At 55.7% G+C, this 23,462-nt stretch carries 23 protein-coding genes and 1 tRNA gene; 13 read left to right on the plus strand and 11 right to left on the minus strand.

The window, feature by feature from the left end:
* Positions 1–52 precede the first annotated feature (52 nt).
* The 8 genes from gyrA to dnaA form a co-directional block, all read right to left on the minus strand.
* Entirely contained in the window at positions 53–2,632 is a 2,580-nt protein-coding gene (gyrA, locus tag Q0I19_RS07970; protein ID WP_294760823.1) for a DNA gyrase subunit A, read from the minus strand.
* Positions 2,633–2,704: 72 nt separating this feature from the next.
* Positions 2,705–3,169, minus strand: a complete 465-nt coding sequence (locus tag Q0I19_RS07975) for a transposase (protein WP_294760821.1) — start codon at positions 3,167–3,169, stop codon at positions 2,705–2,707.
* 124 nt (positions 3,170–3,293) lie between these two features.
* Positions 3,294–5,276, minus strand: a complete 1,983-nt coding sequence (gyrB, locus tag Q0I19_RS07980; protein WP_294760820.1) for a DNA topoisomerase (ATP-hydrolyzing) subunit B — start codon at positions 5,274–5,276, stop codon at positions 3,294–3,296.
* 48 nt (positions 5,277–5,324) lie between these two features.
* Positions 5,325–5,588, minus strand: coding sequence for an extracellular matrix regulator RemB (remB, locus tag Q0I19_RS07985; RefSeq protein ID WP_294760818.1), 264 nt, complete (start codon positions 5,586–5,588; stop codon positions 5,325–5,327).
* A 132-nt stretch (positions 5,589–5,720) separates the two neighbouring features.
* Positions 5,721–6,833 (minus strand): DNA replication/repair protein RecF, encoded by a 1,113-nt coding sequence (recF, locus tag Q0I19_RS07990; RefSeq protein ID WP_294760817.1) that lies wholly within the window; start codon positions 6,831–6,833, stop codon positions 5,721–5,723.
* A complete protein-coding gene (locus tag Q0I19_RS07995; protein ID WP_294760816.1) occupies positions 6,833–7,048 on the minus strand; it encodes an RNA-binding S4 domain-containing protein in 216 nt (71 codons plus the stop codon). Before Q0I19_RS07995 ends, recF begins: the two co-directional genes overlap by 1 nt.
* A 4-nt stretch (positions 7,049–7,052) precedes the next feature.
* Positions 7,053–8,162: a DNA polymerase III subunit beta gene (gene dnaN, locus Q0I19_RS08000; RefSeq protein ID WP_294760815.1), complete on the minus strand. Its 1,110-nt coding sequence runs from the start codon at positions 8,160–8,162 to the stop codon at positions 7,053–7,055.
* Positions 8,163–8,198: 36 nt separating this feature from the next.
* Positions 8,199–9,512, minus strand: coding sequence for a chromosomal replication initiator protein DnaA (gene dnaA, locus Q0I19_RS08005; RefSeq protein ID WP_294760813.1), 1,314 nt, complete (start codon positions 9,510–9,512; stop codon positions 8,199–8,201).
* Between the two features lie 798 nt (positions 9,513–10,310).
* Between dnaA and rpmH the strand changes: the two genes are divergently transcribed.
* The 5 genes from rpmH to jag all read left to right on the plus strand — a co-directional run bounded on the left by rpmH (position 10,311) and on the right by jag (position 13,629).
* Complete coding sequence (gene rpmH, locus Q0I19_RS08010; RefSeq protein WP_294760811.1) at positions 10,311–10,445, plus strand: 50S ribosomal protein L34; 135 nt, start codon at positions 10,311–10,313, stop codon at positions 10,443–10,445.
* Between the two features lie 156 nt (positions 10,446–10,601).
* A complete protein-coding gene (gene rnpA, locus Q0I19_RS08015) occupies positions 10,602–10,964 on the plus strand; it encodes a ribonuclease P protein component (protein WP_294760810.1) in 363 nt (120 codons plus the stop codon).
* Positions 10,961–11,218: a membrane protein insertion efficiency factor YidD gene (gene yidD, locus Q0I19_RS08020; protein WP_294760808.1), complete on the plus strand. Its 258-nt coding sequence runs from the start codon at positions 10,961–10,963 to the stop codon at positions 11,216–11,218. Before rnpA ends, yidD begins: the two co-directional genes overlap by 4 nt.
* 312 nt (positions 11,219–11,530) lie before the next feature.
* Positions 11,531–12,553, plus strand: a complete 1,023-nt coding sequence (yidC, locus tag Q0I19_RS08025) for a membrane protein insertase YidC (protein WP_294760806.1) — start codon at positions 11,531–11,533, stop codon at positions 12,551–12,553.
* Positions 12,554–12,576: 23 nt separating this feature from the next.
* On the plus strand, positions 12,577–13,629 hold the full coding sequence (gene jag / locus Q0I19_RS08030; protein ID WP_294760804.1) for an RNA-binding cell elongation regulator Jag/EloR: 1,053 nt from the start codon (positions 12,577–12,579) through the stop codon (positions 13,627–13,629).
* Positions 13,630–13,847: 218 nt separating this feature from the next.
* Here jag and Q0I19_RS08035 read toward each other — a convergent pair whose 3' ends face one another.
* Positions 13,848–14,915 carry a branched-chain amino acid aminotransferase gene (locus Q0I19_RS08035; RefSeq protein WP_294760802.1) on the minus strand — a complete coding sequence of 356 codons (1,068 nt, stop codon included), beginning with the start codon at positions 14,913–14,915 and terminating at the stop codon, positions 13,848–13,850.
* A gap of 204 nt (positions 14,916–15,119) precedes the next feature.
* Between Q0I19_RS08035 and Q0I19_RS08040 the strand changes: the two genes are divergently transcribed.
* Positions 15,120–15,779: an HAD family phosphatase gene (locus tag Q0I19_RS08040; protein ID WP_294760801.1), complete on the plus strand. Its 660-nt coding sequence runs from the start codon at positions 15,120–15,122 to the stop codon at positions 15,777–15,779.
* Between the two features lie 439 nt (positions 15,780–16,218).
* A tRNA-Ser gene (locus Q0I19_RS08045) sits at positions 16,219–16,310 on the plus strand.
* A 190-nt stretch (positions 16,311–16,500) separates the two neighbouring features.
* On the opposite strand, the gene Q0I19_RS08050 is transcribed toward Q0I19_RS08045, so the two are convergent.
* Positions 16,501–17,772: a tyrosine-type recombinase/integrase gene (locus tag Q0I19_RS08050; protein WP_294760800.1), complete on the minus strand. Its 1,272-nt coding sequence runs from the start codon at positions 17,770–17,772 to the stop codon at positions 16,501–16,503.
* Position 17,773: 1 nt separating this feature from the next.
* On the minus strand, positions 17,774–18,019 hold the full coding sequence (locus Q0I19_RS08055) for a DNA-binding protein (protein WP_278542912.1): 246 nt from the start codon (positions 18,017–18,019) through the stop codon (positions 17,774–17,776).
* Between the two features lie 235 nt (positions 18,020–18,254).
* Here Q0I19_RS08055 and Q0I19_RS08060 point away from each other — a divergent pair, with 235 nt between their 5' ends.
* The 6 genes from Q0I19_RS08060 to Q0I19_RS08085 form a co-directional block, all read left to right on the plus strand.
* Complete coding sequence (locus tag Q0I19_RS08060) at positions 18,255–18,803, plus strand: XRE family transcriptional regulator (RefSeq protein WP_294760799.1); 549 nt, start codon at positions 18,255–18,257, stop codon at positions 18,801–18,803.
* A 30-nt stretch (positions 18,804–18,833) separates the two neighbouring features.
* On the plus strand, positions 18,834–19,196 hold the full coding sequence (locus Q0I19_RS08065; protein WP_294760797.1) for a hypothetical protein: 363 nt from the start codon (positions 18,834–18,836) through the stop codon (positions 19,194–19,196).
* Between the two features lie 213 nt (positions 19,197–19,409).
* On the plus strand, positions 19,410–20,405 hold the full coding sequence (locus Q0I19_RS08070; protein ID WP_294760796.1) for a cell filamentation protein Fic: 996 nt from the start codon (positions 19,410–19,412) through the stop codon (positions 20,403–20,405).
* 1 nt (position 20,406) lies between these two features.
* Positions 20,407–21,906: a class I SAM-dependent DNA methyltransferase gene (locus tag Q0I19_RS08075; RefSeq protein ID WP_294760795.1), complete on the plus strand. Its 1,500-nt coding sequence runs from the start codon at positions 20,407–20,409 to the stop codon at positions 21,904–21,906.
* 10 nt (positions 21,907–21,916) lie between these two features.
* Positions 21,917–22,804 (plus strand): Bro-N domain-containing protein, encoded by an 888-nt coding sequence (locus Q0I19_RS08080; RefSeq protein ID WP_294760794.1) that lies wholly within the window; start codon positions 21,917–21,919, stop codon positions 22,802–22,804.
* 46 nt (positions 22,805–22,850) lie between these two features.
* Positions 22,851–23,462 (plus strand): restriction endonuclease subunit S (locus Q0I19_RS08085; RefSeq protein WP_296023555.1); only part of this gene is annotated, 612 nt, incomplete at its 3' end.

The following is a 23,462-nucleotide window of genomic DNA, read 5'->3' on the forward strand; positions in this document are numbered from 1 at the left end:
CAAAAAATGTGCCCGCTTGCGCGGGCACATGGCTACCGAAAAGCTCGGTTACTTATTCTTCATCTTCGTCCGTCGGGGCGGCGTCCTCGGCGGCTTCGGCTGCCAATTCCTCTGCCTCGATGGCTGCCAGCTCCTCGGGGGTGGGGTCGGTTTCGCCGGTGTCCTCGACCTCGGCGGTTTCGGCGGTGTTGTCGCGGTCAACGCGGGCGACCACGGCGACCTTGTCGCCGTCCAACAGGCGCATCGCGCGCACGCCGCCGCCGTAACGGCTTTGCAGCGTGATGTCGCTGGCGTGGACGCGGATCAAAATACCGTTCTGGCTGATCAGAATCAGGTCGTCGGTTTCGTCCACGATCTTGATGCCCGCCACGTTGCCGGGCGTGTAGTTGCGGATGCCGATACCGCCGCGGTTGGTGATGCGGTAATCGTCAATGCGGCTGCGGCGTCCCTTGCCGTCCTCGGCAATGGTCAGGATGGACGCGCCCGGGCGGCAAACGCCGGCGCCCACCACATAGTCGCCCTCACGCAGGCGGATGGCGCGCACACCGTGGCTGGTGCGGCCCATGGCGCGGGCACCGTCCTCCACAAAGCGGATGGCTGCGCCGTCGTGGGTGGCAACGATGATCTCATCGTCGCCCTTGGTCAGGTGGCTCCAGACCAGGCTGTCGCCCTCGTTCAGTGCAATGGCGATCAGACCCATCTTGCGGATGTTGCGGAACTGCGACAGCGGCGTGCGCTTGATCAGACCCTGACGGGTGACCATCGTTGCGTAGGTGTTGTCCTCGTCCGCGTCGGCGGCCTGGCGCAGCATCAGGGTGACCTTTTCGCCCTCCTGCAATTGCAGCAGGTTGACGATGTGGGTGCCCTTGGCGGTGCGGCTGCCCTCAGGCACCTGATAGCCCTTCAGGCGGTAGACGCGGCCCTGGTCGGTCATAAACAGCATATAATCGTGGGTCGAACCGACGTACAGCTCCTCGGTAAAGTCCTCGTCCTTTTGGGTCATACCCTGCACGCCGCGGCCGCCGCGGTTCTGTGCCTGATAGGTGTCCAGCGTCGTGCGCTTGATGTAGCCCTCGTGGGTCAGCGTAAAGACGCAGGTTTCCTCGGGGATCAGGTCCTCAATGTCCACCTCGCCGGAAACGGTCTCGATGGAGGTGCGGCGCTCGTCGCCGTACTTGTCGGCCAGCGCGGCCAAGTCGGTCTTGACGATCTGCTTGACGTGGTTGTCGTTGGCAAGAATGTCCTTGTAATCGGCAATGGCAACGCGCAGATCGCCCAACTCCTGCTCGATTTTCAAGATTTCCAGACCTGCCAGACGGCCCAACTGCAGCTTGACGATGGCATCTGCCTGCACCTCGTCAAAGCCGAAGTTGTCCATAACGGCCTGACGCGCCTCGGCAAAGCCGCCCTTGCAGGCGCGGATGGTGGCGATGATCTCATCGACGATGTCCACCGCCTTGCGCAGACCTTCCAGAATATGCTCGCGCTCCTGCGCCTTCTTCAAATCGAAGGCGGTGCGGCGGCGGATGACCTGCATCTGGAACTCAATATAGCGTTCCATCATGGTTTTCAGGCTCATGATCTTGGGAACGCCGTCGTCCAGCGCCAGCATGATGACGCCCACGGTGTCCTGCAGCTGGGTGTAGCGGTAGAGCTGGTTCAGCACGACCTGCGGGTTGGCGTCCTTCTTGATCTCAATGACGATCTTCATGCCCGTGCGGGAGGAAGATTCGTCGTTCATGTCGCTGATGCCCTCGATGCGCTTGTCCTTGACAAGGTCGGCGATGCTCTCGATCAGGCGGGTCTTGTTGACCATGTAGGGGATCTCGGTGATGAGGATCTCAAACCGGCCGTTTTTCTTTTCGACGATCTCGGCACGGCCGCGCAGCGTGATCTTGCCGCGCCCCGTCGAGTAGGCGGCGCGGATACCGCTGCGGCCCATGATGATGCCGCCGGTGGGAAAGTCGGGGCCTTTGACGTGCTCCATCAGCCCGGCCAGGTCAATTTCGGGGTCGTCCATCAGGGCGACCATACCGTTGACGATCTCGCGCAGGTTATGCGGCGGAATGTTGGTGGCCATGCCGACCGCGATGCCCTGGCTGCCGTTGACCAGCAGGTTGGGGAAGCGGCTGGGCAGGACATGGGGCTCCTTCTTGGTTTCGTCAAAGTTGGGGTCCCAGTCGATGGTGTCCTTCTCGATATCGGTCAGCATCTCGCAGGCCATCTTGGACATGCGCGCCTCGGTATAACGGTAGGCAGCCGGGGGGTCACCGTCCACGGAGCCGAAGTTGCCCTGGCCGTCCACCAGCGGGTACCGCAGGCTGAAATCCTGTGCCAGACGCACCATGGCGTCGTACACGGAGGCGTCGCCGTGCGGGTGGTAAGAACCCAGCACGGCACCGACGGTATCGGCGGATTTGCGGTAGGGGTGCTGCGGGTCGTTGCCGCGCTCGTGCATGGTGTACAGAATACGGCGGTGAACGGGTTTCAGGCCGTCGCGCACGTCAGGCAGCGCGCGCGCCACGATGACGGACATCGAGTAATCCAAAAACGCGGTCTCGATCTCGTCCTTGACGTCGCGCACAATGACCTTGGTACCCGACCCGGGCACCATAATAATATTTTCTTCCATGGTATCACCTTAGTTTTATTGCGCGGTAGGGGCGGGGCATGCCCCGCCCGCAACCGAAAAAATACAGCTTACTTACGGGTGGTATTCGTCCAACAACCATTTTGCGGGGTTGTTGTCGATATATTGCCAAAATTCCAGATAGGAAACCTTATCCCGCACAACCCTGTCGTAATAGGACCGTTGCCATACCGTGCATTGCGGGTGGGTTTGGTGGGCGCATTTGGAAACATAGGATTTGTACGAACCGATGATATCCGCCAAATTGTATTTTGCGTGCGGGGTCAACAACATCATGTGGATGTGATTGGGCATGACCACCCATTTGTCAATGCGTACCCCCGGAAAATGGGCGGGAATCTCGCGAATTCCCTGCGCGGCAGCGCTGCCCAACACGGTCGGCGCGTCCGGCAAACCAAAAATACATTGCTTGCGGTGGGTGCAAACGGTTACAAAATAGACGTTTGCGGCGGTATAATCCAAACCCGGCAGACGCGGCGAACGTCGGGGGCGCAGGTTTTTGGGGTCATCGAAAACCATTGTGTCCACCTCGCAGCGGGAATTGCCGCCCGCCATTGTCGGTCAACGGGTCAGGTACCGCCTGCCGTCAGGTCGCGGGCGGGGCATGCCCCGCCCCTACTTCGGCGGGACGACGGGGCAAACATCACACATCCAAATTGGCGTACTTGGCGTTTTTCTCGATGAACTGGCGGCGGGGTTCGACCTGCTCGCCCATCAGGATGCTGAAGGCTTCGTCGGCGCGTTCGGCGTCCTCAATTTTGATCTGCACGATGACGCGGTTGTCGGGGTTCATGGTGGTTTCCCACAGCTGGTCGGGGTTCATTTCGCCCAAGCCTTTGTAGCGGCTGACCTTGGCGCCGGGCATTTCGGCGCTCAGCACCTTCATTTCGTCCTCGTTGTAGGCGTACTTGACCTGCTGGCCCTTTTGCAGCTTGAACAGCGGCGGCTGGGCAACGTAGACGTAGCCGTAGTCGATCAGCGGGCGCATATAGCGGAAGAAGAAGGTCAGCATCAGGGTGCAGATGTGCGAGCCGTCAACGTCGGCATCGGCCATGATGAAGATCTTGTGGTAGCGCACCTTGGAAATATCGAACTCGTCACCGATGCCGGTGCCCAGCGCGGTCACGACGGGCATCAGTTTGTCGTTGCCGTAGATGCGGTCGGCGCGGGCTTTTTCGACGTTGAGCATCTTGCCCCACAAGGGCAGGATGGCCTGAATGTTGGAATCTCGACCCATCTTGGCCGAGCCGCCTGCAGAGTCACCCTCCACGATAAACAGTTCGGTCTTGCTGGGGTCTTTTTCGTGGCAGTCCGCCAGCTTGCCGGGCATACGGTTGGATTCCAGCGCACTCTTGCGGCGCACCAGATCGCGCGCCTTTTTGGCGGCGGCGCGGGCGCGGGCGGCCTGGGTGGCTTTTTCCAGAATTGCCTTGGCGACGGCGGGGTTTTCCTCAAAGAATTCGGTCAGGGCGTTGTAGACCACGCCGTTGACCAACCCCTTGATAAAGGTGTTGCCCAGCTTTGCCTTGGTCTGCCCCTCAAACTGCGCTTCCTGCAGCTTGACGCTGACCACGGCGATCACGCCCTCGCGCGCGTCCGAGCCGGAGAGGTTCTCGTCCTTGTCTTTCAGGATGCCGTGGGCGCGGGCGTACTCGTTCAAGACACGGGTCAGCGCCAGCTTAAAGCCGTCCTCGTGGGTGCCGCCCTCGGGCGTGTGGACGTTGTTGGCAAAGCTCAAAAGCAGCTCGTTGTAGCTGTTGTCGTAGTATTGCAGGGCAACCTCTGCCACGGCGCCCTGACCCTCGCCCTTCATATACATGACCTGCGGGTGCAGGGGGGTCAGGTCGCGGCGCTCGCACAGGTAGCTGACAAAGGAGCGGATGCCGCCCTCGTAGCACATCGTCTCGGTGCGCAGCTCGTCGGACTTTTCTTCCTGCGGGCGGTCCTCGGCGGTGCGCTCATCGGTCAGGGTGATCTTGACACCGGCGTTCAGGAACGCCTCCTCGCGCAGGCGCTTGAGCAGCGTTTCGTAGTGATATTGTGTCGTTTCTACGAACATTTCCGGGTCGGGCTTGAAGGTGACCGTCGTGCCGGTGGAGGCTGCCGCCCCCAGCCGCTTTAGGTCGCCGTCCGGCTTGCCGCGCTTAAAGCTCTGCTCGTACTCGGCACCGTCGCGGCGCACGCGGACGCTCAGCCACTCGGACAAAGCGTTTACGACCGACGCGCCGACGCCGTGCAGACCGCCGGCGACCTTGTAGCCGGAGTCCTCGCCGCCGAACTTGCCGCCGGCGTGCAGCACGGTGTACACAACGGTGACGGCGGGGATACCCAGCTTGGGCTGGATATCCACGGGGATGCCGCGGCCGTTGTCCGACACCTGAATGATGTTGCCGGGCTTGATGGTGACCTCGATGTGGGTGCAGTAGCCTGCCAGCGCCTCGTCAATGGCGTTGTCCACGATTTCGTAGACCAGATGATGCAGGCCGGAAGGTCCCGTGGAGCCGATATACATACCGGGGCGCTTGCGCACGGCCTCCAGACCCTCCAAAACCTGGATCTGCGCGCCGCCGTAGGCGTGGTCGGTGGCGGTTTCGCGGTTGGTTTCGGTGATGATTTCTTCTGCCATAAAAATGAGCCTCCTGTGTGGGGTTGCGAAAAACGATGCAAAAGGGTTCTATTTTAAGTCGCTGCCCTCGGCGCGTTTCTTGAGGGCGGCGGGGGATAACTGGCTGATGTACACGGTTTCGTCGGGGAAATCCGTGACCATAAAGCTCTTGGGTAAGGTGCCGGGCGCGGTCAAGTCGACCACGGCACCGTCCGCCTCGACGTGGCGGAAATATTCCTCGGTCCGGCGGGATGCCCCCGCGGTGTCAAGGTCAAACACCCCGATCAGGTCGCGGGTGTTCAGTACAAAATCCTGCCCGGCGTGGAAATACATAAGCAAAATCCTTTCAGGATTTTGCAGATAAAAGATAACAGATAAAAGATAAAAAATAAGGATACGCGCAAAGCGCGTAATTTTGAGCGGGCTTCCGGCCCGCGATCCACCATTTTTATTATCTATTATCTTTTATCTATTATCTACAAAAGGTTTCTCCCCGGCTTCTCCGCCCTTAACATACACAATTTTGCCGTTGGTACGCGCAAATGCGGCTGTGTCGCAGGTGGTTACGATGGTCTGGTGCTCCCCCATGCGGGTCAGCAGATAGGTCTGGCGCTCGTCGTCCAGCTCACTCAGCACATCGTCCAGCAGCAGCACGGGATGTTCGCCGAACAATTCGCCCACCACGGTCGCCTCGGCCAGCTTCATCGCCAGCACGGCGCTGCGCTGCTGCCCCTGGCTGCCGTAGATGCGGGCGGGCGCGTCATCCAGCAAAATTTCTACATCCTCGCGGTGGGGACCCGCCAGACAAAACCCCGCGCGCAGCTCGGTGGGGCGGGCGTCGTGCAGCTTTTGCAGCAGCGCGTCGGCGGTGGGGGCATCGGCGGACATGCGGTATTCCAGCCGCAAAACCTCGGCCCCGTGGGAAATTTCGCGGTAGTTCTGCGCCGCCACGGGGGTCAGCGTCTGCAAAAACTGTTGGCGGTGTTTCAGAATCACCGCGCCGTACTCGGCAAGCTGCTCGTCATAGGCGTCCAGCAAAACCTTGCCGTTTGGCGTTATATCGTAGGATTTCAGCAGGGCGTTCTTCTGCGAGGTCAGCCGTGCGTAGCGCCGCAGCGCTACAAGGTAGGCGCGGTACACCTGACTGAGCGCCGTGTCCAGAAACCGCCGCCGCCCCTCAGGGCCGCCTTTTACAAGGCTCAGCAGGTCCGGCTCAAACACCACGGCCTGGAAATGCCCCGCCAGCGCGGCGGCACGTCCCACGTCGGCACCGTTCAGCCGCGCCGTGCGTCCGGGGCGCTGGCTGGTCTTGCTGCCCACCGTCAGGCGGATGCTGTTCTCGCCGCCGCCGGACTCGATTTCGCCCTCCAGCACCGAGAACTCGCACCCGCGGCGTATCAGCTCGGCGTCCTTGCTGCCGCGAAAGCTCTTGCCCCCCGTCAGCAGCCAGACGGCCTCCAGCAAATTGGTTTTGCCCTGCCCGTTGGGGCCGCACAAAACCGTTAAGTGCGGGTCGGGCAGCAGCTCGGCGCGGGCGATGTTGCGGTGGTCGGTCAGCGTCAGCCGGTTCAGACGCATTACGCGCCCTCCGCGATCTGCACGGTCTGGCCGTCCAGCTCCACGGTGTCGCCGGCACGGCACTTTTTGCCGCGCATCGTGCAGACCTCGCCGTTGACCTTGACCGCGCCGCCTTGGATCAGCTCCTTGGCTTCGCCGCCGGTCTCGCACAGCCCCGCAAATTTCAGCAGGGCGTCCAGCTTGATAAATTCGGTGTTGATGCGAATCTTTTCCATAGTATCAGCCCTCGTTCTTGAACCGTACCGGCAGCACCAGATAGATAAAGTCGGTGCCGTTTTCGGGCAGCAACTTCACGGGGCTTAACGGCCCGTTGATTTCCAGCACCATACGCTCGCACTTGGAGTAGCGCAGCGCGTCCAGCAGATAGCGGTTGTTAAAGCCGATCTCCACGGCGTCGCCCGCCATCTCAATGGGCGCAAACTCGTCCACGACCTTGCCCAGCGGGGTCTGGCAGCGCACCGTGACCTTGTCCTCGGCAAAGTTGATGCGCAAAGGGTTCTTCAAACGCTCGGTAATGATCAGGGACGCGCGCTCAATGGTGTCGATAAAGGTCTTGCAATCCACGGTGACACGCGTTTTTTTGTCCTTGGGGATAACGCCCTCGTAGTTTAGGAAGTCGCCCTCGATCAAACGGGACATGATGGTGTAGCCGTTGGTGGTAAACACGACATAGCGGCGGTTGGCGTCGATTTTGACCTCGTCCTCGGCGCCGCCCATGATTTTCAGCAGCTCCTGCAGGGTCTTGCCGGGGATGATGATGCGGATATCGCGGGTGCACTCGACGTCGCGCTTGATGATGGCCAGGCGGTAGCCGTCCAGCGCCACCACGGTCAGGCTGCCCGGCTCAATGACGAACAGCTCGCCGGTGTGGGCGGGCTTTTTGCCGTCCTGGCTGACGGCGTAGATGGTCTTTTCGATCATCTCGCGCATCATGTCGCACTTGAGGGTCATGGTGTTGTCGGCGCCGGTCACGGGCAGGCTGGGGTAGTCGCTGGCGTTCATGGCGGGAATTTCAAACTCGGCCACGCCGCCGCTGATTTTGGCCTGCCCCTCGTCGGTCAGCTCAATGCAGACATCGCCCGCGGGCATACGGCTGATCATCGAGAACAGCAGCTTGGCGTCCAGCACGGTCTCGCCGGGAACCAGCACGTTGCATTCCAGCGTGGTGGTGATGCCCATTTCCATGTCGTAGCCGGTCAGGGTCAGGTTAAAGCCCTCGGCCTTGAGGTAGATGCCCTCCAGTACAGGAATGGCCGCGCGGTTGGTAATGGCGCGGGAAACACCCTCAATGGCGGACGCCAGCAGGGTCTTTTCACATTCAAATTTCATAACGGGTCCTTTCTATTTGCAACGGGACGCAAAAAATCACGTCCGGACGTTCTTCATGATGTCGCCGCACATTTCCTTCAGGCGCTGGTCGCGGGCGATGTTCTCCTCCATCGTTTTGATGGAATACACCACCGTCGAATGGTCGCGCTGGAATTCCTGGCCGATGGCCTCCATGCTCATGCCGGTGACCTCGCGGATGATGTACATCGTCATCTGGCGGGCGGCGCTGACGTTGGCGTTGCGCTTTTTGCCGCGGATGTCGGCGGGCATCACGTTGTAGGTGCGCGCGACTTCGTTGAGAATCTTTTCGATCGTCACGGGGATGGGCTGGCTGTCGTTCAGGGTGTCCTTGATGGCGGTGGTCGTCACGCCGATGCAGGGGGAGATGCCCTCCAGCATATAGTAGGCGTTCAGCTTTTTGACCGCGCCCTCCAGCTGGCGGATGTTCTGCTTGAGGTGGTTGGCGATATACTCGGCCACGTCGTTGGGCAGGTCGAGGTTCAGCAGCTCCGCCTTGCGCTTGACGATGGCCACGCGGGTCTCGAAATCGGGCGGCTGAATGTCGGCGGTCAGGCCCCACTCAAAGCGGGTGCGCAGACGCTCCTCCAGGCTCTTGATTTCCTTGGCGGGGCGGTCGGACGCGATGACGATCTGGCGGCCGTCGTTGTGCAGGGTGTTGAAGGTGTGGAAGAACTCCTCCTGCGTGGATTCCTTGCCGGCCAAGAACTGGATATCGTCGATCAGCAGCACGTCGGCCTGACGGTATTTCTGGCGGAACTGCTCGGTCGTGGCGGTTTTCACGGCGGAGATGATCTCGTTGGTGAACATCTCGCAGTCCACATACACGATGTTGAAATCGGGGTGGTTCTTTTTGATCTCGACCTGAATGGCGTTCAGCAGGTGGGTCTTGCCCAGACCGGACGGACCGTAGATGAACAGCGGGTTGTACGCACCGCTGGGGTTGGCGGCCACGGCCTGCGCGGCGGCGTAGGCAAACTGGTTGCTGGGGCCTTTGATGAAGTTTTCAAAGGTAAAGTCGTACCTTCCGCTGGGCAGGGAGCTTTCGTCCAGCTTGGGCTTTTTTTCTTCGCCCTCGTCCTTTTTGGGGGTGACGAACAGCACCTCGACATCAAAGCCCAGAACGGCCTTGAAGGCGTCCTTCAAAAGGGCGGTGTAGCGGTCGGACACAATGCCTAAAATAAAGGCGTTGCGGATCTCCAGCGTGATGGTGTTGGAGTTTTCAAAGCTGACCGCCTTGATGTCACTGATGTAATATTGATACGTCGCCTCGGCGGTATGTTCGCGGCAGTACGCTTTGGCCGCGTCCAATACGTCGTTGATGGAATCCATAGCTTGCGATATCCCCACTTCCTGTTAAAATGAAACGCCAAAACGGCGCAAAAAACCTACATACAGTATAGCACAAAATGTCGGGCAAAACAACAGCCCCTATATAAAAAGGTAGAGAAAATTTCAGTATAGATAATAGATAAAAGATAAAAGATAATAAATAAGGTGGAGTTTGTGCCAAAGGCACAAACAAAACTGTGGAGGGGAGGCTGCGGTTTGTCAAAAAGCTCTTGTAGGGGCGAGCATTGCTCGCCCGTGCCCGTTTGCCTTGTAAGAAACCTGCCGCAGAAAACTCGATGCTGCGCCAAGTTGGCGGGCGACCCATGGTCGCCCCTACACATTCCATAGACTAAGAATGTGATTTTTTGACACGCTTTGGCTTCCCCCTTTGGGGGAAGCTGTCACCGCAGGTGACTGATGAGGGGGTGCCTGCCGGACATTCTCCCCTCATCCGGCGCGCAGGCGCGCCACCTTCCCCCCAAGGGGAAGGCTTTCCTGCCCGGCAGCCCGCGTCATAAAAATGTGCCCGCACGGCGGGCACACCAAATTTATTATCTATTATCTTTTATCTATTATCTGTTTATTATTTCTCCCTCCCCCAAATATAGTGTCTCCCACCTCCCTTCTCCACAACGCACAAAAAACTTTTACGTTTTGGCGAAAAAACCCGGCAAAAACACTTGACAAACACCCCTTATATCGCGTATAATCTAAGTCTGCAAGGCTGCCCCAGTGTATGGGCATTAGCCTGCTTGCAAAACAGCCCAAACTGGGGATTTCAACAGGAGGAATGAAAAAATGAAGCGTACTTTCCAGCCGAAGAAGCGTCAGCGCAGCCGTGTTCACGGTTTCCTGCAGCGTATGGCCACCAAGAACGGCCGCAAGGTCATTGCCCGCCGCCGCGCTAAGGGCCGCAAAAGCCTGACCGTCTGATCTTTGGAATACAATGAAGTAAAGGGTTGCTGATTTTGTCAGCAGCCCTTTTTTCAAAACAAGATTCGCCGCCCTGCGCGTTCGGTAAAAACCGCCGCGCGGCGCGTTTCCTGTTTCATATGGAATCTTTTTATTTACGTTAAAGGGACTCTCACCATGCGATATCGCACCTTAAACAAAAACTGGCAGTTCAACCGCGTGTACGGCCGCGGCAAAAGCTATGTGCACCCGCACATTGTGCTGTATGTGGCCAAAAACAGGGTAGGGTATACCCGCATCGGACTGACCGCCACCAAAAAGGTCGGTCACGCCGTGCAGCGCAACCGCGCCCGCCGCATAATGCGCGCAGCACTTTGCGAACACCTCTCGCAAAATATCGGCGGATATGATATAATACTGGTAGCACGCGGTCAGACCCCCCGCTTAAAAAGCACGCAGCTCAGCAAAACGCTGGGCAAGCTGTTCGCCAAGGCGGGTCTGCCCGATAAAGCGGCCCCCGTGCCGCCCGCCGCACCGTGACCCGCCTGTTGGTGGCGCTGATCCGCTTTTACCAAAAATACATCAGCGCACACACGCGCGGGCATTGCCGTTTTATCCCGACCTGCAGCAACTATGCCATACAGGCATTGCAGACCCACGGCTTGTTCAAGGGGTTGCTTTTGACGCTGTGGCGCATTTTGCGCTGCAATCCGTTTGGCAAATTCGGCTTTGACCCCGTGCCCGAAAAAGGCCGCTGGGTCAATGAAAACCGAAAGCTGACACGCAGTAAATAATGGCTGCTGCCGTGCCGGAAAGCGGTGCTTTGCAAATAATAAAGAAGAAATAATAAATAAGAAATAAGGTGGGGTTTTGGCGCCGGGGCGCCAAAACCAAATGCCGCGGTGCTGCGGATGTACAACATTGCGAGCCGCCCGGATGCGTGTGCTTGTTTTAGATGTGCCGCCACAGGCGGCACACCGAATTTATTATTTATTATTTATTATCTCTTATTTATTTCTTCGCCTCTCATGTCTTTGTTCTGCGCAGCAAAGACCTACATAAAAAATAAAAGGTTCCGGGCGCAGACGGGACGGAATGGATAGCGTATGAACTTTATGTACTTCCTGGCCAATCTGCTTGGCCCGCTGATGAAGCTGCTGTACGGCTTTATCGGCAACTACGGCATCACGATTATTGTTGCCACCGTCGTGATGAAACTCCTTCTTTTCCCGCTGGCGATCCATCAGCAGAAATCCACCGCCAAAATGTCGGTGTTTCAGCCGCTGATCAATGAGATCCAGACCAAGTACAAAAACAACCCCGAAAAACAGCAGGAGGAGCTGATGAAGCTCCAGCAGGAGCACGGCTACAACCCCATGAGCGGCTGCCTGCCCATGCTGCTGACCATGCTGGTGCTGTTCGGCTTCCTGGGCGTTGTGTACTACCCCGTCCACTACATCTTCGGCGTCAGCGATGCCGTCGTCAAGCAGGCGGCTGAGGCAATCGGTCTTGCCACCACCAACGTTTCCACCATGCAGACCGCGCTGATCCAGGCCATCCACAACGGCGCCGTCATCTCGCCCGACCTCATCCCCGCCGCCACCGTGGCCGAGATCGCCAACTTCAACACGATGTTCTTCGGTATGGACATCTGCGACATCGCCGGCTTCAACCTGACCCCGCTGGCGATCTTCCCCGCCATTGCTACCGTCACGATGTTCGCCAGCTACTTCCTGACCCAGAAGCTCTCCGGCATGGACGCCCAGATGCAGGGCAGCATGAAGATCATGATGCTGGTCATGAACCTGATGTTCGTCACCTTCTGCTTTAACGCCCCCATCGGCTTCTCCATCTATTACAGCATCTCCAACGTGCTGCAGCTGGGGCAGAGTGTTGTCACCTACAAGATCTACAGCCCCGAAAAGTTCAAAAAGCAGTACGAGGAAGAAATCGCCGCCAAGCGCGCCGAGCGCAAGAAAAAGCTGACCGTCACCGTGCAGGAAAACGGCAAGGACGTGACCAGGGAGGTCGGTCTGGCGGAGGCAAACAAGCTGCGTCTGGAGGAAGCCCGCCGCCGTGAGGCCGAGCTGTACAAGGACGAGCGCACCACCCCGCTGCATCAGGATTGATATTGTATAAGGAGGGTTTGTTTATGCGTAGTATGGAAATGAGCGCCAAGACCGTTGAGGACGCCGTACAGGCCGCCTGCGACGCGCTGGGCGTTGACCGCGATGATATGAACGTCAGCTACGAAGTGCTGGAATTCCCTGCCCGCAAGCTGTTTAAGACCATTCCCGCCAAGGTGCTGGTCAAGGTAGAGGAGCCGGAAGCGGAGGTCGTCGCCCCCGTGGAGCAGCCCGCCCCTGTTGCGGCTGCCCCCGCCGAACCTGCCCCCGCTGCCGAACCCGCCCCCGCCGATGACACCGAGGTCGAGCTGGACATCGCCGCCGACCCGCGCCTGCAGGCGGCTGTGGACTACCTCAGCCCGATCTTCCGCCTGATGGGCGTGGAGGATTTCAGCTTTACCGCCTTCCGCAAGGGCGAGGCCACCATTCTGCGCGTCACCGGCGAGCACATGGGTGCGCTCATCGGCCGCCGCGGCGAGACGATGGAGAGCCTGTCCTATCTGACCAGCCTGGTCATCAACCGCATGGAAGGCCCCTACGTCAAGCTGGGTCTGGACGTGGGCGGCTACCGCAACAAGCGCGAGGATGACCTCGGCGCACTGGCCAAGCGCCTGGCCGAGCGTGTCATCCGCACCGGCTGCTACTACGAGATGGAGCCGATGAACCCCTACGAGCGCCACATTATCCACACCGCCGTGGCGGACATCGAGGGTGTGCGCAGCGAGAGCAAGGGCGAAGGTCCCACCCGCCGCGTGGTGCTGTACTCCACCGACCCCAACGCCAGCAACCTGCCCGACCGTGACAACGCCCGCAACGCGCGCGGCGGCCGCCGTGAGGGTGGGCGCGGTCCCCGCCGCGACAACCGCGGACCCCGCCGTGAGGGCGGACGCGGCCCCCGCCGCGACAACCGTGGCCCCCGCCGTGAGGGCGGGCGCGGCTACGGCGCCCCCAAGTCCAACGTGCCGCAGCGCGAGTTTGCCAACATGACCCGCGACCCCGACGCCAAGCCGATGGCCCCCAAGACCACCGAGCGCATCCACGACGGCGACGATTTCGCCTTCGGCAAAATCGAGTTTTAACGATATAACGCAAAGAGCGCCCCGTAAGGAGCGCTCTTTTTGCGTGAATCTCAACTTTATGGGTCATCCGTAGGGGCGGCATATATGCCGCCCGTTGCAGCCACCCGGACATTGCGGTATATCGGGTAAACCGCACGGAACGGTCGAGACCGTTCCCTACAAACCTATCTTAACTCTCCACTCTAAAAAAACGGGTTCGCTCTTGCGAACCCGTTTTCTCAAACCTCTACGGTCCAGCCCTTGGTGTCGGGCAGTTTGCCCCACTGGATGCCGGTCAGCGTGTCGTACAATTTCTGGGTCAGGGCGCCGATGTGTCCGCCGCTGATGTGGGCCACCTTGCCCTCCCAGTCCAGCTCCTTGACGGGCGAAACCACCGCCGCCGTGCCGGTGCCGAACACTTCCTCCAGCTTGCCCTCGTCGGCAGCCTTCATGATATCGGCAATAGCCACGCGCTCCTCGTGGACCTGATAGCCCCAGTCGCGCAGCAGCTCAATGATGGAACGGCGGGTCACGCCGGGCAAAACGGTGCCCACGCAGGGCGCGGTGTAAATTTCGCCGTCGATCTTGAACATGATGTTCATCGAGCCGACTTCCTCAACGTACTTCTTTTCAACGCCGTCCAGCCACAAAACCTGGCTGAAACCGCGTTCCTCCGCCAATTCGCCCGCCTTGATGGACGCTGCGTAGTTGCCGCCGCACTTGGTAAAGCCGGTCAGACCGGGCGCGGCGCGGATGTACTCGTCCTCGACGTAGATGCGCACGGGATCCAGCCCCTCGGCGTAGTAGGCGCCCGACGGTGCGCAGATGATGGCAAAGCGGTAATGCTTGGCCGCGTGTACGCCCAGGCCGACATCGGTGGCAATGCAGAACGGGCGAATATACAGCGATGCACCGTCAGAATGGGGCACCCAGTCGCGGTCAACGTCCACCAGCGCCTTGACGGCCTGCACAAAATCCTCCGGCGGAATGGCGGGCATACCCAAGCGGTCAGCCGAATCGTTAAAGCGGTTTGCGTTGCAGTCGGGGCGGAACAGCTGAACCTTGCCCTCGGCGGTGTGGTAGGCCTTCATGCCCTCAAAAATTTCCTGCGCGTAGTGGAACACCGTCGTGGCAGGGTCCATCTCCCACGGGCCGTAGGGCACAATGCGCGCATCGTGCCAGCCCTGCCCGGCGGTGTAGTCCATCAGGAACATATGATCGCTGAAAATTTTGCCGAATCCCAGCTTGCTCTCGTCCGCAGGCTTGGCTTTGGGGTGTTCGGTCTTTACAATTTTGATATCCAACATACTTGTCAACCTCTCTCATATCCTTCAAAGCGGCCGGTCGCACACCCGCCGCCCGGAAACTTGTGTTTATTATAGCGCTCTGAACCCGTGAATTCAAGACTTTCGGGCATTTTTGTTGCAGAATTTTCAAATTTGTGTTGCCTTTGACGCAAAAACGTGGTATTCTATAATAGAAAAAGTATGTAACAAGAGAGGTAGCAGGTTATGATTCAGGGTGTAATTTTTGATATGGACGGTCTGATGTTTGATACCGAGCGCTTGTGGGACACCCTGTGGGAGCCTGCCTGCGCCGAGCTGGGTCTGCCGGTGCCCGACGATATGCCGCGCTTTTTGGCAAGCGGACGGGGTCTGGCGGGGGACAACCTGCAGCGCCATGTGGCGGAATTTATCCCCGATGCCGACCCCAAAAAGGTACTGCAAACGGTGTGGCGCCTTGCGGACGAGCGCTTTGCCAGGGGCGTGCCCTGCAAGCCCGGGCTGAAGGAGCTGCTTTCCACGCTGGAGGACCTTGCCATGCCGCGCATCGTGGCCAGTTCCAGCCCGCGCGCTATGATTGAAATGAACCTGCAAACCAGCGGTACAGCGCGGTATTTTCACGATGTAGTCTGCGGCAGCGACGTTGCGCACAGCAAGCCCGCGCCCGATATTTTCCTGGAGGCTGCCCGCCGCCTGAAGCTGGATATCCATAAGTGCCTTGTGCTGGAGGATAGCTTTAACGGCATCCGCGCGGGCCACGCCGCCGGTGCCGTGACCGTGATGGTGCCCGATATGGCGCAGCCCACCCCGGAAATTGAGCAGCTGTATACCCGCCGCTGCAGCAGCCTTTTGGAGGTGCGCGACCTGCTGCTGGACGGCAAGCTGTAACCCGCCTGCCTGCCGGCTCACGCATCCGCGTCGCGCGGGCCACGCCGCCGTTTTTCGGATTTTACCGCCTTGTTTTACCCGATTTGCCGTGATTTGCCCCGCCGAAACATTGACACGGCGGGGCGTTTCTGGTATACTAATAGATGCTTTCCGGCCGAAGGGACCCGGATAAGCAGACGTATCGAATCGGTCGCAACGAGATTGACTCGAAAGTTTGCATCCGGCAGGTCACCTTGTCCGCAGGAAATCCCATAACGGCGGGCTTTATCGGGTGTCGCGTACCCAACTTTTCATCGTTATCTTGCATCGAAATCTCGCATTTTTCCAAACGCTGTGCGAGGCGGTGCCAGAGTATATAGGCAGGCGTATCGAAGCGGTCATAACGGGACTGACTCGAAATCGCACCTTGCGGGAAGTTCCCTGCAACAAAATTAAATAGGCAGATGTACTCAAGTGGTCGTAAGAGGGAGCACTCGAAATGCTTTAGGACAGGAGACTGTCGCGTGGGTTCGACTCCCACCATCTGCGCCATATCCGTCGTAGAATCGAAAGATTTTACGACGGATATTTTTGTTTACGGCTTTGAAATGTGATGCTGTAAGTTTACGCAATGACTATTACAAGCCAAAATCCACTTGCAACAATAATCTGCTGCAAAAAGCCATTTGTTGCCCGAATTGTTGCCCACAGTTCATGGTTTCCTGCGAGAAGGGATAATAACTTATAAAGAGTTATCTCCAACAGCAGCGTTTTTCGGTGTTGCGAATACTGCTTGGTGGTATGCCGTCAGCACACTGAGTTTGCGCTGCTCCTGTACTTGTACATAGCGGGTCGTGACGGTGTTGATTTTCAGATTTACGCCCATTTGCTGGGAAAAATCGTCCACTGAATGTCCGAGAATTTGGCTAACTGCATAAAAATCACCTGTCAAATTGTACATATTGGTGCCCGCTGTGCCGCGTAGATCGTGAAATCGGATTTTCGGCATCCCGGTGCTACGCATAAATCCGTTAAACTTGACCGAAATACGCTTTTGTAAGTATGGCGAACCGTCCGGCTTGCACACAACAAGGTCGTTATCGTAATACTCGACCCCGCCGAGCTTGCACAACCTCCGCTGATCAGCTTGTTCCTGCCTAAGCCGTAAAAAGATTGACATCGCCTCTTCTGTAATGGGAAATGAGCGTGTCTCACCCTCGTCACGATCCTTCAATGGTTCAAGGTGCGGCACAATTTTAGCATCCTTTGGCAGGTCACAGGGGATTTGACCTCGCAAGGTAATTTGCCTGTGCGTCAAATCAACATCACGCCAGCGTAACCCCAGCGCTTCGCTGAGCCGCAGCCCAAACAGAACAGCGAGCAGTACCACGGTCTCAAGTACATTACCATGTACAAACGCCAAAAGCTGCTGCACCTGTTCCACGGTGTACTTGTCATATTTGCGCCCGGCGTTCTTACTAAACCGTGTCATAATGTTCTTGGCTGGGTTGTTTGGAATGTAGCCATACTTTACCGCCGAGGACAGCGCAGAGCTTAAAATTCGATGGCAATAACGCACTGAATTCTCCGCCAGTCCCTTCTCACGCAGTTGCGCAATCATATCGTCAATCATTTGGGGTGTCAGTTTGTTCAGAGGTACTTCGCCCAGCATGGGAATTAGATGTATGTTTATGCCGCTCCAATAGCTGTATCGCGTGCTTTTTGCAAGGTTGTGGTGATAGCTCTCGTACCATTTTGGCAGATACTCTTTTAGCTTTTGTTTGCTCTCTGGTCCATAGCCGACCATAGCGGCGCTGCCAGTCTGTAACTCCAGCTTGATCTGTGCCTCATACAATTCTGCTTCCCTGCGCGTTGCAAAACCACGTTTAGCAATGCTTTTCTGCCTGCCGTTCTCGTAGACTTTCACATTGACATCGTAGACGATGCCCGATCTGCCTGTTAAAATTCCTTGGCTGTTTCGCTTGTTTTTGACTTTTCTCTCGCGGATCGCCATATCAGCACCCACCACTTACAGACCTTGCCGGGGTCTTGGCACGGTTGTAATAATCCCAAATCGCCTGTTCGGAAATCAGGCGACGGTTGCCGTTCTGGATGAACTCCAACTCGCCGTTGTCCATCAACTGGCGCAGTCGATTTTCTCCGATGCCGGAAACAACTGCCATTTGTTCTACAGTTTTCAGCATCGGTTCAAACGGATTTCGCACAGCTTGCGGTGTTTTTTGCTTTGCATATCTTGCCATAACTATCCCTCCTGCGGTATAATTTATAAAACAAATTGTTTGTGGTACTTGTGCACAGCACAGGAACACGATCATTTGTAAGGCTTGAAGATTTGGTATATTCAGTTTTCAAGGTTCATCGTCACCACATTCAAAACGCTTGTGATGATTACAAGCTTATTATACCACAAGCATTTTGCTTGTCAATATATATTTTTACTTTTTATTGCAACTTATTTTCTGTGGGAGGTTCTTTATGGATACAACTGGGAGACGCATTAAGCGTCTGCGTTTGAAAAAGGGAATCTCGCAATCTCAACTTTCTAAGCGCTCCGGCATTACCTCAACGCTTCTTCAACAGTACGAATATGGTACGCGCCATCCCAAGGAAGATCAGTTAAACAAAATCGCATTGGCGCTTGGCGTAGCGCCTGCTATGCTGCGTCCGTTGGATGTGGATACAATCGAGGGGCTGCTCGCCATCATCTACGAAATGCACTCCAGTTACCACGGCATAGAAATTATCGAAGAAAACGGTACAACTTCTATCCGTTTGCCCAATACACTACAAGCCGAGCCCGCCAGATATGCATTGCACTTAATCAAGGAATTTATGGAACAGCCGCTATTCGGTTCAGACGAAGAAGCTCCCGTTGCCATGAACGCAGACGAAATTCAACCTGATACTGGTGTGACACTTGCTGAAGAAATAAAGTGGTACAATCAGCAGTCAAGGTTTCTGCATGACACCGAAGAACTTGGGATTTGGTCCGATACCAGCCGTGAAGAAGATACCTCAACTTAAAATCGTTTCTGCATACAGGAGTAACAATAAATGGACAGTAAATTGACCGCAGAACAAGAAAAACTAGCTGCACTAATAGAATCCGACTACGCACTATTGAAATTCGGCTATTATGGGCAGGAATACGAGTTTGCTGTTGCTGAGCGAGACCCGCGCCTATACAGAAAAATGCTGAAACGCCCGGACTATCATCAATTTATCGCAGATAAAGACAAACAATATCGCCATGAAACCAGCGTGATGATGGTTGTACTGGCTGATATGCGCGGCATAACTCCAACGACAAAGCAGGAAAATGAAAGCGGTTGGTACAAAACTATGTTCTCGCTAAAAGCAGAAGCGGAGACTTTCACGCGGAATAGTATCCTGCATGATGTCGAAACAGATTTTTGACGAGAGCATATTTTATCGTAAAAGCGCCCTATCAAAAGAAGCGGATTGGCTTCTTTTGATAGGGCGCTTTTGTCATATATACCAAATCGAAGATTTAACTTCATCATATTTTACAAAAAGATGTACTTTCTATTGACTTTTTTGCAATAACAGAATACAATGTATTTACATCATTTTAATAAATTTGATGTAAATAAAAATAAGGGTTCTACAATGAAAACATTTAACTTCAAAGCAGTATATCCTCAGCTGCTGACACCAGAGATTGTGTTCCGTCTAACGCAGCTCCACGAATACAAAGGTCGACTGAACAGGCTCCTTGAAACGGATGCCGCCGCACTATCTGAAATCCAAGAAACCGCCATCCTGCAAAATGTCGCTGCATCGAATACCATGGAAGGCATTACTGTTGCCGATGAGCGGCTGAAAAAACTTATCCTGAATAAAACCAATCCGCAAACCGATGATGAGAAAAAAGTGGCAGGTTATCGGGATGTGCTAACCTCCATAAGTGCCAATTATGACTTCCTGCCACCGGCACCATCCACCATTTTACAGTTGCACCGTGATTTGTACAAATTCAGCGGTAAAGCTGTGGGTGGCAATTATAAAGATACCGACGGTGAACCATGCGCTGAAAGCCTTGCTTCCCTATGCACCGCCTTTGAACAAGCCCTGCAAGACCCAATTCTTGACCCGCTGCTGCTGATTCCGATGTTCATGGTAGACTTTCTGAACATCGCCCCTTTCGACAGCGGCACAGAACGCATGAGCCGCCTGTTGCTGGCACTACTTTTGTATCGTTCCGGCTATCATGTAGAGCAATACAGCAGCGTGGACGCAATTCTTCTTAACACAAAAGGATCCTACGATACATCTCTGCAACGCAGTTCCCATAACTGGGCTGCCGGCACAAATGACTACGCACCTTTTACCGCTTATTTGCTGAATGCCCTTGTCACGGCATACAAAAACCTTGACGAGATTGCCACACAGCTAACCGCCAAGGGTCTGTCCAAGCCTGACCGTGTGCGGGAAATCATCAAATCACATCAAGGCGAAATCACCAAAAGTGAAATCTTAAAACAGTGCCCGGACATCAGCCAAATCACGGTCCAGCGGGCGCTGGCAGACCTGCTAAACAACAAGCAAATCACAAAAATCGGCGGTGGCCGCTACACTTCTTACATTTGGAACGGAGAGGACTAACATGATTACAGGAGAACTCAAAAACAAAATCGACAGCCTTTGGGATATTTTTGCGGCGGGCGGCCTTGTGAACCCGCTGGACGTGATCGAGCAGATCACCTATTTGATGTTTATTCACGACTTGGACGATTCCGACAACCTGCGCGCCAAGGAAGCCGCCATGCTGGGCCTGCCGTACCAGAGTATTTTCGCAGACGAGATGAAGATTGGAGAACGCACCATTGACGGTCAGCAGCTCAAATGGAGCGTGTTCCACGACTTTCCGGCGCAGAAAATGTACGCCACCATGCAGGAATGGGTGTTCCCTTTCATCAAGAATCTGCACGGAGACAAAAACAGCGCCTACTCCAAATACATGGACGATGCTATTTTCAAGCTGCCCACGCCGCTGCTGCTGTCCAAAGTGGTGGACGCGCTGGATGAAATTTACCGCTTGATGAACGAGTCGCAGGCGGTGGATGTGCGCGGCGACACTTATGAATATCTGCTGTCCAAAATCGCGCAGTCCGGTTTGAACGGCCAGTTCCGCACACCGCGCCATATTATTAAAATGATGGTAGAACTGATGGACCCCAAGGCGGACGAAGTCATCTGCGACCCCGCCTGCGGCACGTCCGGCTTCCTCGTCGCAGCGGGCGAGTACCTGAAAGAACACCGCAAGGAAGAAATTTTCTTTGACCGCCAGAAAAAAGATCATTACATGAATCACATGTTCTTCGGCTACGATATGGATCGCACCATGCTGCGCATCGGCGCCATGAACATGATGACCCACGGCATCGACAACCCTTATATCGAGTACCGCGACAGCCTGAGCGACCAGAACCCGGACAAAGAAAAATACTCGCTGATTCTCGCCAATCCGCCGTTCAAGGGCAGTTTGGATGCGGACACCGTATCCGCCGACCTGCTGAAGGTCTGCAAGACCAAGAAAACAGAACTGCTTTTCCTTGCGCTGTTCCTGCGTATGCTGAAAATCGGCGGGCGCTGCGCCTGCATTGTTCCCGATGGTGTGTTGTTTGGCTCGTCCACTGCGCACAAGGCAATCCGCAAGGAACTGGTAGACGGCAACCGTCTGGAAGCTGTTATCTCGATGCCGTCCGGCGTGTTCAAGCCCTATGCCGGTGTTTCTACCGCCATTTTGATCTTTACCAAGACCGGGCATGGCGGCACGGACAATGTGTGGTTCTACGATATGCAGGCCGACGGGCTTTCGCTGGACGACAAGCGCAGCCCTGTGCAGGAGAACGACATTCCCGATATTATCGCCCGTTTCAAGACTTTGGATGCCGAGAAAGACCGTGCCCGCACGGAAAAATCGTTCTTTGTTCCCAAGCAGGAAATCGTGGATAACGGCTACGACCTGTCCATCAACAAGTACAAAAAGACCGAGTACAAGCCTGTGGAGTACCCGCCGACGAGCGAGATTATGGCCGAGTTGCGCCGCTTGGAGAAAGAGGTCAACACGGCGATGGATGAACTGGAACAGATGCTGAAATAAGGAGCACACCATGACGGAAAACGATAAGCTGCAAGTATTTGAAGATCAGACCATCCGAACTGCTTGGGATGAGGAAAAAGAGGAATGGTATTTCTCGGTGGTGGATGCGGTGGCGGCACTGACGGAGCAAACTGACGCCAGAAAAGCAAGCACCTATTGGGCGGTTTTGAAAAAGCGCCTGAAAGATGAGGGAGCAGATGAGTTGCTTACAAATTGTAAGCAACTGAAAATGAAGTCTCCTAAAGATGGAAAAAGATACAAAACGGATGTAGCCAACACGGAACAGCTTTTGCGTATTATTCAGTCCATCCCCTCCCGCAAGGCCGAGCCGTTCAAAATGTGGCTGGCTATGGTTGGGCGTGAGCGCATTGAGGAAATCATCGACCCGGAGCTTACCATTGAGCGCGCGCTGGACACCTACGCACAAAAAGGCTATCCGCCGGAGTGGATCAACCAGCGCCTGCAAACCATCCGCGCCCGCAAAGAGCTGACCGATGCGTGGAGCGCACACGGGGTGCAAAAGGGGCAGGAGTACGCCATTTTGACGGACGAAGTCACAAAGGCGTGGTCCGGGCTGAACACGCGACAATACAAGAACCTGAAAGGGCTGAAAAAGGAAAATCTGCGCGACAATATGAGTACGTTGGAACTGGCGCTGAATATGTTGGCGGAAGCCACCACAACAGAACTCACCAAGGCTCAGAATCCGCAAGGGTTAGAAGAAAACCGCACTGTAGCAAAGCAGGGCGGCACGGTAGCCGGCAACGCCCGAAAAGAAATTGAAGCGCAGACCGGTCGCCCGGTGGTTACGGCAGAAAACGCAAGCACAATGCTGCTGGGGCAGGCTGTTACCGGGATGATTGAGGGTGTTGTGAAAGATGAAGATGATAAAGAATAACTCTGCTGTGAAGGCGGATACAACTTCGGATTTGTGGGGATAAATAATGCAAAAAATAAAAATCGGCGATGTTTGTGATGTTCTAAACGGTTTTGCGTTCAAAAGCGAAAACTATGTAGGTTCGGGTATTCGGATAATACGTATTGCAAACGTTCAAAAAGGATATATAGAAGATACAACACCTGCATTTTATCCCCTTGATTCAGGCGGGCTAGACAAGTATATGCTTGAAAATGGAGACCTGCTGATGTCATTGACGGGTAACGTCGGAAGGGTTGCAATGCTCGAAGCTGACATGTTACCCGCTGCACTAAACCAGCGTGTTGCGTGTTTAAGACTAAAATCAAGTAAAATTTCAAAAAAGTATCTCTTTCACATCTTAAATAGTGACTATTTTGAGCAGCAATGCATCCAATCCTCAAAAGGTGTTGCTCAAAAAAACATGAGTACAGAATGGCTTAAAGATTATGAAATTCCTCTATATTCTCCCGAACAGCAGAACAAAATCGCTTCCGTGTTGGATAGAGTTCATTTGATTATAAACACTCAAAAGAAACAACTCCAAAAGCTGGATGAACTCGTCAAAGCCCGATTTGTTGAATTGTTTGGTGATATGTTTTTAAACTCTAAGGCTTGGGAGGAGCGACCGCTTGATTTA

The organism is uncultured Gemmiger sp., from assembly GCF_934561205.1.
Lineage (GTDB): Bacteria > Bacillota > Clostridia > Oscillospirales > Ruminococcaceae > Gemmiger.